Origin of the sequence: Sphingobacterium rhinopitheci, assembly GCF_022627575.1 — a bacterium.
Lineage (GTDB): Bacteria > Bacteroidota > Bacteroidia > Sphingobacteriales > Sphingobacteriaceae > Sphingobacterium > Sphingobacterium rhinopitheci.
In genome coordinates, this window is record NZ_JADEYQ010000003.1 from 114,561 (window position 1) to 130,103 (window position 15,543).

The window sequence follows — 15,543 nt, forward strand, 5'->3', positions numbered from 1 at the left end:
AGGAATAATGGGCAATAAACCATCAAAATTATAACGAATGCCATTATATTTAAAACCAAATACCATTATAAGGTAAACGCTCGACATTTTATTATCGAGCGTTTACCTTATATACATTATATTTCCTATTTAAACTTACCTGCCAATGCGGCTAATTTAGTTGCCATATCAGTTTCAGGCATTGTACTATTGCGGTCATCGCGTTTTTCGGAGCGCTTGCGTGGTGCAGCCTTTTCATCCGTCTTCATCGTCAATGCTATACGGTTACGCTTCTCATCCACTTCAGTTACCGTCACCATTACGTGCTGTTGTACCTTTACTACTTCATGCGGATCAGAAACAAAACTATTAGACAATTGGCTCAAGTGTACTAAACCGTCTTGGTGGACACCGATATCTACAAAAGCACCAAAATTAGTGATATTGGTAACGATCCCAGGCAATTTCATTCCTACTTTAAGGTCACTTACTGCATTAACCCCCTCGGTAAACGAGAAAGCTTCGAATTGCTCACGCGGATCCAACCCTGGCTTTGCCAACTCCGCTATGATATCTGTCAATGTAGGTAAACCTACTTCGTCAGAAATATATTTTTTAAGATCTATTTGTTTACGTAGTTTTTCATCTGTAATTAATTCCGCCACATTGACCCCCAAATCTTTAGCCATCTGCTCCACCAAAGCATAGCGCTCAGGGTGTACTGCAGAAGCATCTAAAGGATGCTTAGCATTGCGAATACGTAAAAATCCTGCTGCTTGCTCAAAAGCCTTATCCCCAAGACGCGGTACTTTTTTCAATTCACGACGTGAACTAAATGGCCCATTCTCCTTACGGTAATTGACGATCTGCTGTGCTAATGCAGGGCCTAAACCAGATATGTACGATAAGATTTGTTTTGACGCCGTATTCAACTCTACACCGACAGCATTCACACAAGAGATCACAGTATCATCCAATGATGCCTGCAGTTTATTTTGATCCACATCATGTTGGTATTGTCCTACCCCGATAGATTTAGGATCTATCTTTACGAGCTCTGCCAAAGGATCCATCAGACGACGTCCAATAGAAATAGCCCCACGTACCGTTACATCATGATCAGGAAATTCTTCACGTGCCGTTTCGGAAGCCGAATAGATCGAGGCCCCACTTTCATTGACCATTACGATCACAACATTATTCAGTGCTAATTTGCGCACAAACTCTTCGGTCTCCCGTCCTGCAGTACCATTACCAATAGCAATTGCTTCCACATCATATTTAGAAACTAGATATTTTATGGTACGCTGTGCTTCTGCTAAACCACCAGCACCGTTGTGTGGGTATATAGCTGTATTTTCCAATAAATTACCCTGCGCATCTAATACTACAGTCTTACAGCCAGTACGGAATCCAGGGTCCAATGCTAAAAGGCGCTTTTGTCCTAGCGGAGCAGCTAATAACAATTGACGAACATTATCAGCAAATACTTTGATAGCTTCTTCATCAGCACGCTGACGCGTCATCACACGGATTTCCGTTTCCATGGAGGGCTTCAACAAGCGTTTATAGCCATCAAAAAGAGCCAATTCTACTTGTTTAGCGGCTTCATTATTTCCTTTAATATATAATGCTTCCAGTTTAGGCATTACCACTTCTTCTTCAACCTGAATATCTAAATACAGTAATTCTTCTTTTTCGCCACGACGCATCGCCAATACACGATGTGAAGGTGCTGTATTTAAAGATTCAGACCATTCAAAATAATCTTTATACTTCTGTGCTGCTTCTTCTTTACCGGGAATCACACGCGAAACGAACTTTCCTTTATCTACAAAAACCTTACGTACAGTTGCTCGAACCTCTGCATCTTCGGCAATCGTTTCGGCTATTATGTCACGTGCGCCAGCCAATGCTTCTTCAGAAGTTTTTACCCCCAACTCTTCGTTTACAAAATCAATAGCCTTAGTATCGATATCATTAGATGATTGCTCCAGTAAAAAATCTGCTAAAGGTTGTAGCCCTTTTTCACGCGCTACCGAAGCTTTAGTTTTACGCTTAGGTTTGTAAGGCAGATATATATCTTCCAATAGCGACATGGTCTCTGCAGCTTTTATAGCAGCTTCCAATTCTGCTGTTAACTTACCTTGATCGTTGATAGATTTCAAGACTGCATCTTTACGTTTATCTAAATCACGCAATTGTTGAGCACGATCCCGAATCGACGTTATTTGCACCTCATCCAAACTACCTGTTAATTCTTTTCGATAACGTGAGATAAAAGGAACAGTTGCCCCCTCATCTAATAAACCTAATGTTGTGCTGACTTGTTTTTGAGTTATAGACAACTCATTGGCAATAATAACTTCGTGTAGCATATAAAAAATGTCTTCGAATAGAAAAGCTGTTAGAGGTACCTCTAACAGCTTTTCCTTTTATAAATAAATAATATTAAGCTTGTTTAGTATCTGATGGCTTAGCCGTTGCAGCATCAGGTTCTATATTTTCTGAATTTTCTACTGTTTTATCCGTTTCGTCTGCAAAATGATCATTATAACCATATTTATAGTACTCCGAGTCATCTGCAGGATGTCCACCAGGATTGTGTTGATATGTATTTTCTGGAGCAGAAAAATTAGGGAACTTTTTCTCTTGTACTGCCTCATCAGTAGCCGTTGCAATTTGTTCCTCTACATTCTCCACCGAAACTGGCTCAACAGTAGTATCGTTACTATTATATACTGGAGCTTTATCTTCTACAGTAACATCAAGATTCTTTTCAAAAGAATTTATTTGATCGGAAATTTCACGTTTAATACCATCTGAAGCATCTTTAAACTCGCGTATCCCACGACCAAGACCTCGTGCTAATTCTGGTAATTTTTTTCCGCCAAATAATAGTAATATGACAATTACTATTAAAATCATCTCTTGTGTACCTATGTTTAAAAATGCTAAAGCCATTTGTATTATATTTTAAATTAAGCTAAGGTAAGTGTATTATCTTTTTTCAGCAACAGTATTGTGTAAATATTTAGACACATTAAAATTAGAGTTTTCTAATAATGAAACTCGTACCTTTGTCAATTCTAAAAAATTCTATGTTTAGTTATCTAAAAAAAAATAAATCTTTCTACCTAAGCACGTTAGTATTAGCAGGTCCTATTATTATATCACAAATAGGTCACACATTAGTACATACTGCAGATTCTATGATTGTAGGACATTTTATAGGTACAATTTCCTTAGCAGCAGCCTCATTAACACACTCTGTTTTTATGGTCGTCTTAGTATTAGGATTAGGAATTGCATATGGACTAACACCATTGATAGCACAGGAAAATGGGAAGGACAATAAAGAAGAATGTGCTAAACTATTATCTAATAGTTTTTGGATAAATCTAGTAACGGGTATTGTTTTATTTTTCCTTGTTTACTACGGTTCTAATTATGGGATGGAACATGCAGGTCAGGACCCTGCTGTAGTAAAAGAAGCCAAGCCTTATCTGTTTATATTAGCATTATCTATCGTTCCATTAATGGTTTTCAATGCTTTTAAGCAATTTGCTGAAGGATTGGGATTTACCAAACAAGCGATGCAGATCACAATCTGGGGAAATGTCTTGAATATTGTATTAGCCATCATCTTCGTTAAAGGATATTTTGGGATTACCCCAATGGGTATTAGTGGTGTTGGTATTGCTACATTAATAGATAGGATCTTAATGATGCTCGCAATGATGTTCTTTGTATTACGCTCAAAACATTTCAAAAGCTATCTTCAGCACTTTAAATTGGCATCAGTACAGTTGCACCGCATCAAATCTATCCTAAAGATAGGCGCTCCAGTCGCTTTTCAGTATGTATTTGAAATTAGCTCTTTTGCGGGAGCTTCGCTGTTAGCGGGGAAAATAGGCGCTTTAGAACAAGCTTCGCATAATGTAGCTATAACATTGGCCTCGATGACTTATATGGCTGCTAGTGGTATTGCTTCAGCTTCCACGATAAAAATAGGAACAGCATATGGTAAAGGTAATTTAATTCGTTTGCAAAAATTTGCCAAAATCTCCTATCAATTGGTAATTGTAGGGATGATCCTTACCGCTACAATATTTGCCATATTTAATGGATATCTACCCTATTTGATTACCAAAGACCAAGAAGTTGTTTTCTTAGCCGCACAGCTGATTATCATTGCAGGGTTATTCCAACTATTTGATGGAACTCAAGTGGTAGGCTTAGGAATTTTAAGAGGTATAGGAGATGTAAATATCCCTACTGTTCTCACCTTCTTTGCCTATTGGGTCATTGGTATTCCAGCAGGATATTTTATGGGAATTACCTTAGCATGGGGAGTTACGGGTATTTGGTACGGTCTTACTTTTGGTTTGTTTACTTCGTCTATTTTACTCAATATCCGTTACAAATATGTAATTCGTCAAAAAATGAAATTAAAAGTATTATAATAACTAGGCACAATTCAAAGCACCATCCAGATGAAGAAAGGGGCTTAGATATGGAATATTGAGATTAGCACCTCTAAGAATAAACCATATCCCCATAATCAAGAATAATAAAGGTAATATAGTCGTAAATTTTACCTTTATTATTTTCATAGAATAACTACTTGCCAAGGAGAATATAATCATCAATGGTAAGGTTCCAACGCCAAAGAGCATCATAAATTGTGCTCCTCCCCAAACCGTATCTGTATTCATAGCCGATGCTAAAGCCATATAAACCATGCCGCAAGGTAATATGCCATTCAATATCCCTGCAACGAAAGATCCTCCAGGTTTGTACAACCATTTACCCATGGCACGCGCAAATGGCTGTATAGCATTGGTCTGCCATCGAACTAAAAGCGTTGATTTTTTAGCAAAAAAATACATTAAGGCAAATAAAATTAATAAGACGCCCGTGATAATAGAAAAGGATTGCTGCCATCCTTGAAAAGAAGCTACATTTCCCAATATCCCTAATAAAGCCCCCAATACTGCGTACATAGAAATTCTACCCAATTGATACAATACTTTATTGAACACTTGCATCCAAGAAAACTGTTGTCCTCCCTGTAGCGCAATAACCAAAGGTCCACACATTACAGCACAATGAACACTTCCAAAAAGTCCCATAAAAAATGCTAAATAATGATACGACATATACTAATTGATATAAATAGACTGATTATCCACGTATTTTTTATTATTGCTCTCCCAATTGATCTCCAAGGCCCAATTGCCTTTCGTCAAAGTGGCCACAGGTAGTTTATATACATTGGTACTGGTAAAAAGTGGGATCACTTTATCTAATGAGCCATCTGAAGGTCTTTTAAGGTTTAAGTTTCCTTTTATCTGTTGCGATTTGAATACTATAGATAGCGTATCATTCAATATTTGAATTGTAGGTTTGGCATCATCATCCTGCATATTTTGCTTACGATCGTATACATCATCATAACTCAATCCTTTTTCATAATAATCATCTTCTTCAAGCGTATCTGTATCATTAGATACCATGTATATGGCGGCACATACGATAAAAATCATAAATGTACCCAAACCCAATACTATTTTCGTTCCCCAATTCATAAACAATATTTTTAAGCCCCTGGAGGCGATATAAATGTAGTTTTCAATGTTTCTATCACTTTATTATCAGACTTTATCAGTACTTTGATATCTGTTTTATATTTCTTGACATCTTTAGGGTTACCAATAATAAAAAAGCTCATCTTAGCAGCGCCATCCTTTTCTAAATTGGATATGGAATTAACCAGTTGAATTTTAAAATTATCACTTTGTGGTTCTATTTCAAAGCTGATATCTTTACCACTTTTATTGAGAAGCTCTAAATTATATAGATTGCTGACAGTACCATCATCTCTCATTTGATAGGTACTTCCTGTTGCGCGCAATAAAGAGCCACCAATAAGAGATCTATTAAAAATCATAAATACAAAACCTACAGTAAGTATTACTAATACTACAGCATATATATAGTGTCTAGTTTTACTTTTTTTGAAGTCTTTTTTACCTTCAACTTGACCTAAAGAATAAAAACCAATCAAACGCTTAGGCTTACCAATTTTATCCATGACGGTATCACAAGCGTCTACACATGCTGTACAATTGACACATTCTAATTGTATACCATTTCTGATATCTATTCCTGTAGGACATACATGTACACAAAGTCCACAATCTATACAATCCCCTTTTGGCGTATCATCATCTTTACGCTGCTTACCTCTAGGCTCCCCTCTTTTCTCATTATAGGCTACCGTTAAGCTTTGATCATCCAGTAGAACCCCCTGAAATCTTCCATATGGGCATATCGTAGTACATACAATTTCACGCACAAAAGCAAAGACAAAATAAAATAGAAGGGTAAAGATAATAATAGCTATAAAGCCTGTAGTATGTTGATCTATAGGGTCAGAGATCACCTTAAAGAGCTCATCTATACCTATAATGTAAGCCAAAAATATATTAGCTATAAAGAAGGATATGATTAAAAATATAGTATGCTTCAATAGCTTCTTAATAGCACGAGAATCTGTATTAGGCCCACTATTAAGTTTCTTTTGCTGTGTCCAATCTCCTTCTATCCAATATTCTATTCTACGAAACACCAATTCCATAAATATAGTCTGTGGACAAGTCCATCCACACCACACACGCCCAAATATAGCAGTAAATAAAACTATACCGACTAGAATAATCAACATCCCAAAGACGAAAATATGAAGATCTTGCGGAAAGAATATATTACCAAATATAGAAAACTTACGTTCTATGATATTAAACATTAAGAAAGGATTACCCCCAATCTTAAGAAAGGGGGCTCCAAATAGAAACAGCAATAAACCGTAGCCTACCCACTGGCGCAAATTATAAAAATTGCCAGAAGGTTTTTTAGCATATACCCATTCACGTTTTTTACCTTTTGAAGGCAATACACGATCGATACTATTGACATCTGTTTCCATTACTATTTGTATAATGTATAAATAAGATTAATTTACAACTGTAGAATCAGCTTCAACACTTGCTGACTCCGATTCATAAGCTGCTACTTCAACACCTTCAGGTGCTTTTGGATTTGCAGGCTTGGTATCACGCAAGCTGACCACATAACTCGTTACTTCAGCAATTTGTCCCGGTGTTAGGGTTTGCTCCCATGGTACCATTCCTTTCTCAGGAACACCATATTTTATGGTCTTAAATATATCCTTGACTTCACCTCCGTGTATCCAAAATCTATCTGCCAAATTTGGACCTATACCACCTTCACCGTTAGCGCCATGACATGCGACACAGTTGGCCATGAATAACGTTTTTCCAGCAGCTACAAAATCAGCACTAAATACAACCGAATGTTCATCAATTTGATTGGCTTGCTTCGCTAAATATTCTTTCTTCGCTATTTCGGCTTTTTCCATTTCTACGACATATTCTTGGTCTTGATTCAAACCCCAACCAAAAACTTGATAGATCAATAAATAACAGAGTCCAAACAATATAGTAGAATAAAACAATGCATTGAACCACATAGGCACCGGATTATCCAACTCACTAATACCATCGAACTTATGGTCCATCATGAGGTCTTTTTCCTCTTCTATGGGACGCAATCCAGCTATATTCAACCATCTTTTGTTCCATTTCGATTTTCTCTCTTCATGCTGTTTTATTTTATTTTCTTCTTCCTTCAAAATAGCATCTGGCATTGTAATACGAAGGATAGATTTCAGTGCTTTATTTACTACTAACGCAGAAAATAAAAGAACCAACATGACTACCAGTAGTGATATGATAAGGATATTATTGTATAAATTGACTCCTCCAAAAGACCACGAAGTACTTTCGACTACTGGTTCTATTGCTATTAATAATGTCATCATAATTTCTTATCTTCATCAGTTTGACCATTAAATTCCGTTTCAGAATCATCTAAGGGAATTCCTTTCATATAGTTTACAAAGTCCTTCTTCATAAAGAATAGCATTATGCCTACTGTAACAAAGAATACTATGAAAATCCAGAGTGATGCAATTAAATACATCTCATCACCCTGTAAGTTTGTTATTTGCTTAAACATAGTCTTTAACGTTATAATTAATGTTTAGTACGCTTGGTCTACTTTAGCAGCATCATCTGCTTTAGCGCTTGCTTTAATATCTGTACCTAATCGTTGTAAATAGGCTATCAATGCTATAATCTCTTTATCAGCACTCACCTTTACATTACTAGCAGCTAGATTTTCAGCTATTCCATTTGCTTGCTTTTCTAAATCTGCTAATGCATTATTCACTTCTTCATTCGTATAAGGAACACCAAGAAGACGCATTACATTTAATTTTTCAACTAAAGTACTATTGTCTAATGTTTGTTCTATAATCCACGGATACGCTGGCATTATACTTCCTGGCGAAGTGATCGTAGGATCCAACATATGATCATAGTGCCATTTGTCAGGGTATTTACCTCCTATACGTTGCAAATCTGGGCCAGTTCGTTTAGACCCCCATAAGAACGGTCTATCGTACACAAATTCTCCAGCCTTACTATATTCACCATATCTTGCGGTCTCCGAACGGAAAGGTCGTATTGTTTGAGAGTGACAATTCACACAGCCCTCACGGATATACAAATCACGTCCTTGCAACTCCAAAGCGGTATATGGCTTTACACTTTTTATCTTAGGAATATTACTAGATATGGTAAACGTAGGAATCATCTCTACCATACCACCGATCAAGATAGCCACCAAAGCTAATACCATAAATAAAATAGGCTTACGCTCTAATCTACGGTGCGTAGAACGCTCAACAGTAGTTATAGGTTCTAAAGCAGGTGCTTCTGCAGGTTCGTTAGCTAGCAATTTACCCGCTTTCATGGTTTTAACTAAGTTGTAGGTCATCAAGATTACACCAAATAGATATAATGCTCCACCGATGGCACGCATCATATACATAGGAATAATCTCCAATGTAGTCGTTAAGAAATTCGGGTATTTCAACACCCCTTCAGGTGTAAACTCTTTCCACATCAACCCTTGTACTACAGCAGCCCAATACATTGGAATAGCATAGAACAAAATACCTAATGTACCTATCCAAAAGTGGATGTTAGCTAATTTCTTAGAATACAGTTCTGTTCTATAAATGCGAGGTAACAACCAATATAGAACCGCAAAAGTCATAAACCCATTCCATCCTAATGCACCTACGTGAACATGTGCTACGATCCAGTCTGTAAAGTGGGCGATAGCGTTTACTTGTTTTAGTGAAAGCAGAGGACCTTCAAACGTAGCCATCCCGTAAGCTGTCAATGCGACAACCATAAATTTCAATACGGGCTCAGAGCGTACTTTATCCCAAGCTCCACGCAATGTCAATAACCCATTGATCATACCACCCCAAGATGGAGCGATCAACATGATAGAGAATACTACTCCTAGGGATTGTACCCAAGAAGGTAATGAAGTATATAATAAGTGGTGAGGTCCTGCCCATATATATATAAAGATCAGTGACCAAAAGTGTAGAATACTTAACTTATAAGAGTAGATCGGTCTATTGGCCATCTTAGGCAAAAAATAGTACATCATACCCAAAAATGGTGTTGTCAAGAAAAAAGCAACAGCATTATGACCATACCACCATTGTACTAATGCATCTTGAACTCCAGCGTATACATAGTAACTTTTCCAGAATGCTACAGGTACTTGGATAGAGTTGACAATATGCAATACCGCTACGGTAACAAATGTCGCTATATAGAACCATACCGCGACATACATATGACGCTCTCTACGTTTGATAATTGTTCCAAACATATTGATACCAAAGACTACCCATACTATCGTAATAGCAATATCTATAGGTAATTCCATCTCTGCATATTCATGTGATGTCGTGTAGCCCAATAATAAGGTTACTGCAGAAGCAACAATTACTAATTGCCAACACCAGAAATGTATTTTCCCTAATACATCACTATACATACGTGCTTTGAGAACACGTTGTAATGAATAATAAACGCCCATAAAAATAGCGTTACCCACAAATGCGAAGATTACCGCATTAGTATGTACCGGACGAACACGTCCAAATGTAGTGTACTGCGACATAAAATTCAGTTCTGGCCATACTAGCTGCAAGGCTACAAGTAGGCCGACTGACATGCCGACAATCCCCCATATAATTGTGGCGATACCGAAATCGCGCACAATCTTGTTGTCATAATTAAATTGCTCTAATTGCATTGTTCATCATATTTGTTTTCACTGTAAAACTACAGACAAGCTAATGACAATCTAATGACATACAATTCGAATAAATATGACGTTAATCACTACTTTCTTTATTGGAAAGATTATTAACTAAAAAGGGGTTGGAAATAAAATTTCCAACCCCTTATCCTAAAAAAATAAATTTAAATATTATATCCGTATTGATTAGGATTTTCAATAACCTCCTTTACAGATATCAATTTATAAACATAGGAACCGGTCTCTGCATTAAGACGTAAGCGATAATAATCGTCTATACCTTGACGCTTTATAGAACCTCGTAAACTTCCGCCACCCACATTATAAGCAGCAGCTACTAAAGTCCAGTCCCCAAATTGTGCATATAAACTTTTTAGATACTTGGCAGCGGCATGAGTAGATTTTTCAAAATCTAATCTTTCATCAACTTGTCCATTGACACGTAAGCCATATAACCTAGCAGTGGCCGGCATAAATTGCCAATATCCTCCTGCTCCTTTATGCGAAGTTACCTTAGGATTTAAGCCACTTTCGACAAGAGGTATATACTTAAAGTCATCCGGTATATCATAAGATTTCAAAATCTTAGATATTTTTGGCAGATACTTATCTGCTTTTTCATGCATCTTTAAGGATTGCTGCTTTTTAAAAGAAAATATTGTTAAATATTTTCCTAATTTTTGTTTCACTGACTTCCTTTCTGTAGGTACAAGTTCATCAGCAAAACTCAAAGAGTTCAATTTCTCTTCTCTTACGATACCAGACGTGCGATCTCTCTTCATCCGTTCGGCATGTTCAATTATCATTTTCTTATATGGATCATCGAACGAATCCACTTTTGTGTTTGAATACAACTTCGATAAAACTATTATCGAAAAAATTGCGCTAATACATAATACTCTTTTTCTAACCATTCATTTCCTTAATGTTATTCTATCCACGATAACTATCGATCAAAAAATAACTTGGTCCATTTCTGAGGACGCAAATGTATAAACTATAAGACTAAAAAACAAACAGTTACAATTCATGATTTTTCAGGTCTATGTCATAATCGATGTTTAAACAGCAACTAGCTATGATTTACCACATGAAAAAAAAAATAAATAAACAAGTTTTTTGTGTAACTTTGTACCTCAATTTTTATACAAAAACATGCCATTCAATAATCAAAGGAACAGTCGTGACGACAAGTCCAAAAGACCAAGAAGTAACTCAGAAAGCTTCAATTCAAAAGGTGGTTCTGGTAGAAAATCTACTAGTAGCAGAGGAGATTCATTTGGAAAATCTTCTTTTGGCAAAGACGACAAAAAGACATTTGGTAAATCTCCTTTCTCAAAAGAAGGAAGTGGAGAAAGAAGACCATTCAATAAAACATCAAACTTCTCGAAAGAAGGATCTGGTGAAAAAAGATCATTCGACAGATCATCCAACTTCTCAAAAGAAGGATCTGGTGAAAGAAGACCATTCAACAAATCATCAAACTTCTCAAAAGAAGGATCTGGTGAAAGAAGATCATTCGACAGATCATCCAACTTCTCGAAAGAAGGATCTGGTGAAAGAAGATCATTCGACAGATCATCCAACTTCTCAAAAGAAGGATCTGGTGAAAGAAGACCATTCAACAAATCATCAAACTTCTCGAAAGAAGGATCTGGTGAAAGAAGACCATTCAACAAATCATCAAACTTCTCGAAAGAAGGAAATGGTGAAAGAAGATCATTCGACAGATCATCAAACTTCTCGAAAGAAGGATCTGGTGAAAGAAGACCATTTAACAAATCATCAAACTTCTCAAAAGAAGGAACTGGCGAAAGAAGATCATTCGACAGATCATCAAACTTTTCGAAAGAAGGAAATGGTGAAAGAAGATCATTTGACAGATCATCAAACTTCTCGAAAGAAGGATCTGGTGAAAGAAAACCATTCAACAGATCATCTAGCTTCTCGAAAGAGGGATCTGGTGAAAGAAGATCATTCGACAGATCATCAAACTTCTCGAAAGAAGGAAATGGTGAAAGAAGATCATTTGACAGATCAAGAGGAAGCGACTTTAAATCAGACAGCAATTTCAAAGGCGAAAGAAGATCTACAGCAACACCAGAATACCAAGAGCAACGTGAAAACAATGACTTTAAATATTCTGCAAACAGAAAATTCAGACCTGCTAATAAGCCTGCAAATAAACAAGTAGAGGACGATGGATTAATCCGTCTGAATAGATATATCTCTAATGCTGGAGTGTGTTCACGTAGAAAAGCGGATGAACTTATCGGTGCAGGTGTAGTTACTGTAAATGGCGAAGCTGTTACAGAATTAGGCACACGTGTAGATCCTGCAAAAGATGATATTCGTTACAATAACGAACGTCTTAAGCGTGAGAAAATGGTTTATATTTTATTAAATAAACCAAAAGATTACATCACGACTACGGATGATCCTCAAGAGAGACGTACGGTGATGCAATTGGTCGCTAAAGCTACAAAAGAGCGTATCTATCCTGTAGGAAGATTAGATAGAAATACTACTGGATTACTACTATTAACAAATGATGGTAATTTGGCAGACAAACTATCCCATCCAAAAAATGGTATTACTAAAATGTACCAAGTAGAATTGAATAAAAACTTAGCACAAGGTGACTTCAATAAAATTCAATTTGGATTGGAATTAGAAGATGGTTTAATTAAGCCAGATGATATTAGTTATGTATCTGGAGCATCAAAGCGTGAAGTAGGCATTCAAATTCACTCTGGAAAGAACCGTATTGTACGTCGTATTTTCGAATCATTGGGTTATGAAGTCGTAAAATTAGATCGTGTAGTATACGCTAACTTAACGAAAAAAGATCTTCCTCGTGGCCGATGGAGATATTTAGAAGAAAAAGAGTTAATACAACTAAAACATTTGATTAAATAATACTTGCTAAAGTCTCGAAAATATCGAGACTTTAGTTTTATATAGCTTTGATGATTTTATCATTAAGATTTGTATTTTTATAGCGTATAAGTAAATAATTATGACGGACCCAAAAACATTAACATCAGTAGCTGAATTTCACAAAACTTTTCAGCACCCAATATTAGATACACCACAAATTCCTGCAGAAAATAGATGCAACTTACGTGTTTCATTGATTGCGGAGGAGTTAAAAGAGTTAGAGGAAGCTATTCAAGCGAAAGATATTGTAGAGATTGCAGATGCACTATGTGATATCCAATATGTCTTGTCAGGTGCAGTTTTAGAATTTGGATTAAAAGACAAATTCAATGCTTTATTTGAGGAGGTACAACGCTCAAACATGAGTAAGGCTTGTAAATCTATCGAAGAAGCTGAAGCTACGATGAAATACTACAAAGAGGAAAAAGGTGTTGATTCGTACTATAAAGAAGTAGATGGTTTATACTTAGTATTTCGTGAAGGCGACCACAAAACATTAAAATCTATTAACTATTCTCCAGCAGATCTGAAATCTATTGTAGAGGGTTAATAAAATAATATAGCATAAAAAAGCCAGACCCCTAAGGATCTGGCTTTTTTATTTTAAAAATTACTATGTAATTAGTTACCTGTTGGATTTTGTGTCAACGTACCAGGATAAGAATTTATCGCACTCTGCGGAATGTAATAAATTACTCTAAAATCAGTAGGTTGAATATCCTCAAATTGTTTGTGAGGACCTGGGTATCTCCTTGTCAACGGTTCTCCATTTCTAAATACATCATAACTACGTTCTGCTTGATAAGCCAATTCCAATTGTCTTTCCTTATCAATAAGCTTACCTGCATTACTCGCGTCTAATGTTGAATAAGCACCATTTACAATAGAACGTGTACGAATGATATTTAAATCAGACAATGCAGCATTGTAATTACGCAGTTTAGCATAAGCCTCTGCTCTATTTAAATAAACTTCTCCTAAACGGCTAATAACCGGAGAATGTAAATGAGAATCTTCACCTTCACGTGAAGCCTTAGTAATATAAAATTGTGGGTAAACTCTATTTAAGGAAATAAAATTATCAATCACACCTTTATAAGTTTTACCATCTTTATAATTGATGGTATAAATCCCTTGACTCGCATCTACGGGAACTAGCGGATATGTTGTCGCCCCTTCTTTTGCAAGAATCGTTGTACCAGAACGAATAATCGTATCTTGAACATAGTTCAATACATCTACCCCATCTTCTTTTACAAAACGGAAAACTTCAGTATAACTACCATCTTTTTCATTCTTTCTATAGGTAGGCTCAATAAATGCAGCACGTGCATCTACCATCTTATAGCTTTCTGGTCTCCAGTCATTACGGCCTGTTTCATTAAGCAAGTCGATATATTTTGCGCTGGCATACATTTCTCCCCAACCCATGCCGCCAATTACACCGTACATACCTCCTACGCCATAATAATGATCATAGCCTGAAAACTCAGAGGCAACACGCTTGATAGCAAAAATTGTCTCATTGTTATTCTCTGGTGTAAAGGTATTGTACTTCATAAACTGATCACGAGATAATAAGCTATATTTTCCCGACTGAATCACTTTATCAGCATAATCAACAGAAAGCTGTGCATATTCAGCAATTGGATTAGCATATGTACCACTCATGTACAAATAAACTCGAGACAACATCGCTTGAGCTGCCTCTCTTGAAGCGAATATCGCAGAACCTTTATCTGTAGTAATTAATTCTTCTGCTTTCTTTAAATCACTTAAAACCTGCTCATACGTTTCTTTCACTGTAGAACGATCAGGAAGATTTAAGTTATTTACAACATCATCAGGTGTACCATTAACAATTGGTACGCCAAGATTCGTTTCAGGGGATTGGTAATACGGTTTACCATATGCTCTTACCAAGTAGAAATACATCATTCCTCTTAAGTAATAACATTCACCTAATTTACTATCAATCTCAGGGCTCTTACCTTCTTCAATTAATTTAATAATATTCGAAGCTTGTGCTATCAATTTGTATCCAGAATCCCAAAACTGGGTTAATCTATAGTTATTTGGAGTACGCGCATAAGAAATAAACTCGTAAAAGGCATCCGTAGAAGAACCACGAATCATCATATTATCACCAGCATACTCCCCTGCTCTATGCATAGGGTCAGACCATGATTTTAATTGTGCATATGTACCATTCAATAAAGCATCTAAAGACGCCTCTGGGTTGGAAGTAATCGACTCAGATTCCAAAGACCCATATGGTGTTCGGTCTACTTTACATGCTGTAAATGAAGCCGAAGCTAAAAGAATAAACAATATCTTTTTCATAAA

12 protein-coding genes are annotated in these 15,543 nt (G+C 36.4%); 3 read left to right on the forward strand and 9 right to left on the reverse strand.

Annotated elements, in window-relative coordinates; all coding sequences use genetic code 11:
* Nucleotides 1-125: 125 nt before the first annotated feature.
* Together IP023_RS05355 and IP023_RS15885 are read right to left on the reverse strand one after the other, a co-directional pair.
* The gene (locus IP023_RS05355) at nucleotides 126-2,357 is read right to left on the reverse strand and encodes a Tex family protein (RefSeq protein WP_241789235.1); all 2,232 of its coding nucleotides are present in this window, start codon (nucleotides 2,355-2,357) and stop codon (nucleotides 126-128) included.
* A gap of 73 nt (nucleotides 2,358-2,430) precedes the next feature.
* Nucleotides 2,431-2,943: a Sec-independent protein translocase subunit TatA/TatB gene (locus IP023_RS15885; protein ID WP_317224533.1), complete on the reverse strand. Its 513-nt coding sequence runs from the start codon at nucleotides 2,941-2,943 to the stop codon at nucleotides 2,431-2,433.
* 137 nt (nucleotides 2,944-3,080) lie between these two features.
* Between IP023_RS15885 and IP023_RS05365 the strand changes: the two genes are divergently transcribed.
* Complete coding sequence (locus IP023_RS05365; RefSeq protein WP_241789236.1) at nucleotides 3,081-4,445, forward strand: MATE family efflux transporter; 1,365 nt, start codon at nucleotides 3,081-3,083, stop codon at nucleotides 4,443-4,445.
* Between the two features lie 3 nt (nucleotides 4,446-4,448).
* Here IP023_RS05365 and IP023_RS05370 read toward each other — a convergent pair whose 3' ends face one another.
* The 6 genes from IP023_RS05370 to IP023_RS05395 all read right to left on the reverse strand — a co-directional run bounded on the left by IP023_RS05370 (nucleotide 4,449) and on the right by IP023_RS05395 (nucleotide 11,093).
* Nucleotides 4,449-5,141 carry a sulfite exporter TauE/SafE family protein gene (locus tag IP023_RS05370; protein WP_241789237.1) on the reverse strand — a complete coding sequence of 231 codons (693 nt, stop codon included), beginning with the start codon at nucleotides 5,139-5,141 and terminating at the stop codon, nucleotides 4,449-4,451.
* A gap of 3 nt (nucleotides 5,142-5,144) precedes the next feature.
* Entirely contained in the window at nucleotides 5,145-5,570 is a 426-nt protein-coding gene (locus IP023_RS05375; RefSeq protein ID WP_241789238.1) for a FixH family protein, read from the reverse strand.
* 11 nt (nucleotides 5,571-5,581) lie between these two features.
* Nucleotides 5,582-6,970, reverse strand: coding sequence for a cytochrome c oxidase accessory protein CcoG (ccoG, locus tag IP023_RS05380; protein WP_241789239.1), 1,389 nt, complete (start codon nucleotides 6,968-6,970; stop codon nucleotides 5,582-5,584).
* A gap of 27 nt (nucleotides 6,971-6,997) precedes the next feature.
* Nucleotides 6,998-7,885, reverse strand: coding sequence for a cbb3-type cytochrome c oxidase N-terminal domain-containing protein (locus tag IP023_RS05385; RefSeq protein ID WP_241789240.1), 888 nt, complete (start codon nucleotides 7,883-7,885; stop codon nucleotides 6,998-7,000).
* A gap of 221 nt (nucleotides 7,886-8,106) precedes the next feature.
* Nucleotides 8,107-10,251 (reverse strand): cytochrome-c oxidase, cbb3-type subunit I, encoded by a 2,145-nt coding sequence (ccoN, locus tag IP023_RS05390; RefSeq protein WP_241789241.1) that lies wholly within the window; start codon nucleotides 10,249-10,251, stop codon nucleotides 8,107-8,109.
* Between the two features lie 170 nt (nucleotides 10,252-10,421).
* On the reverse strand, nucleotides 10,422-11,093 hold the full coding sequence (locus IP023_RS05395; RefSeq protein ID WP_241789242.1) for a lytic transglycosylase domain-containing protein: 672 nt from the start codon (nucleotides 11,091-11,093) through the stop codon (nucleotides 10,422-10,424).
* A gap of 319 nt (nucleotides 11,094-11,412) precedes the next feature.
* Between IP023_RS05395 and IP023_RS05400 the strand changes: the two genes are divergently transcribed.
* Nucleotides 11,413-13,176 (forward strand): pseudouridine synthase, encoded by a 1,764-nt coding sequence (locus tag IP023_RS05400; RefSeq protein ID WP_241789243.1) that lies wholly within the window; start codon nucleotides 11,413-11,415, stop codon nucleotides 13,174-13,176.
* 100 nt (nucleotides 13,177-13,276) lie between these two features.
* Nucleotides 13,277-13,747: a nucleoside triphosphate pyrophosphohydrolase family protein gene (locus tag IP023_RS05405; RefSeq protein ID WP_241789244.1), complete on the forward strand. Its 471-nt coding sequence runs from the start codon at nucleotides 13,277-13,279 to the stop codon at nucleotides 13,745-13,747.
* Nucleotides 13,748-13,818: 71 nt separating this feature from the next.
* On the opposite strand, the gene IP023_RS05410 is transcribed toward IP023_RS05405, so the two are convergent.
* Nucleotides 13,819-15,540 (reverse strand): RagB/SusD family nutrient uptake outer membrane protein, encoded by a 1,722-nt coding sequence (locus tag IP023_RS05410; RefSeq protein ID WP_241789245.1) that lies wholly within the window; start codon nucleotides 15,538-15,540, stop codon nucleotides 13,819-13,821.
* Nucleotides 15,541-15,543: the final 3 nt, after the last annotated feature.

Bases quoted from the DNA above. Each gene is read 5' to 3' on its own strand.
- IP023_RS05405 (WP_241789244.1), top strand. From the start codon at position 13,277: ATGACGGACCCAAAAACATTAACATCAGTAGCTGAATTTCACAAAACT.
- IP023_RS15885 (WP_317224533.1), bottom strand. From the start codon at position 2,943: ATGGCTTTAGCATTTTTAAACATAGGTACACAAGAGATGATTTTAATA.
- IP023_RS05375 (WP_241789238.1), bottom strand. From the start codon at position 5,570: ATGAATTGGGGAACGAAAATAGTATTGGGTTTGGGTACATTTATGATT.
- ccoG (WP_241789239.1), bottom strand. From the start codon at position 6,970: ATGGAAACAGATGTCAATAGTATCGATCGTGTATTGCCTTCAAAAGGT.
- IP023_RS05410 (WP_241789245.1), bottom strand. From the start codon at position 15,540: ATGAAAAAGATATTGTTTATTCTTTTAGCTTCGGCTTCATTTACAGCA.
- IP023_RS05370 (WP_241789237.1), bottom strand. From the start codon at position 5,141: ATGTCGTATCATTATTTAGCATTTTTTATGGGACTTTTTGGAAGTGTT.
- ccoN (WP_241789241.1), bottom strand. From the start codon at position 10,251: ATGCAATTAGAGCAATTTAATTATGACAACAAGATTGTGCGCGATTTC.
- IP023_RS05385 (WP_241789240.1), bottom strand. From the start codon at position 7,885: ATGATGACATTATTAATAGCAATAGAACCAGTAGTCGAAAGTACTTCG.
- IP023_RS05400 (WP_241789243.1), top strand. From the start codon at position 11,413: ATGCCATTCAATAATCAAAGGAACAGTCGTGACGACAAGTCCAAAAGA.
- IP023_RS05355 (WP_241789235.1), bottom strand. From the start codon at position 2,357: ATGCTACACGAAGTTATTATTGCCAATGAGTTGTCTATAACTCAAAAA.
- IP023_RS05365 (WP_241789236.1), top strand. From the start codon at position 3,081: ATGTTTAGTTATCTAAAAAAAAATAAATCTTTCTACCTAAGCACGTTA.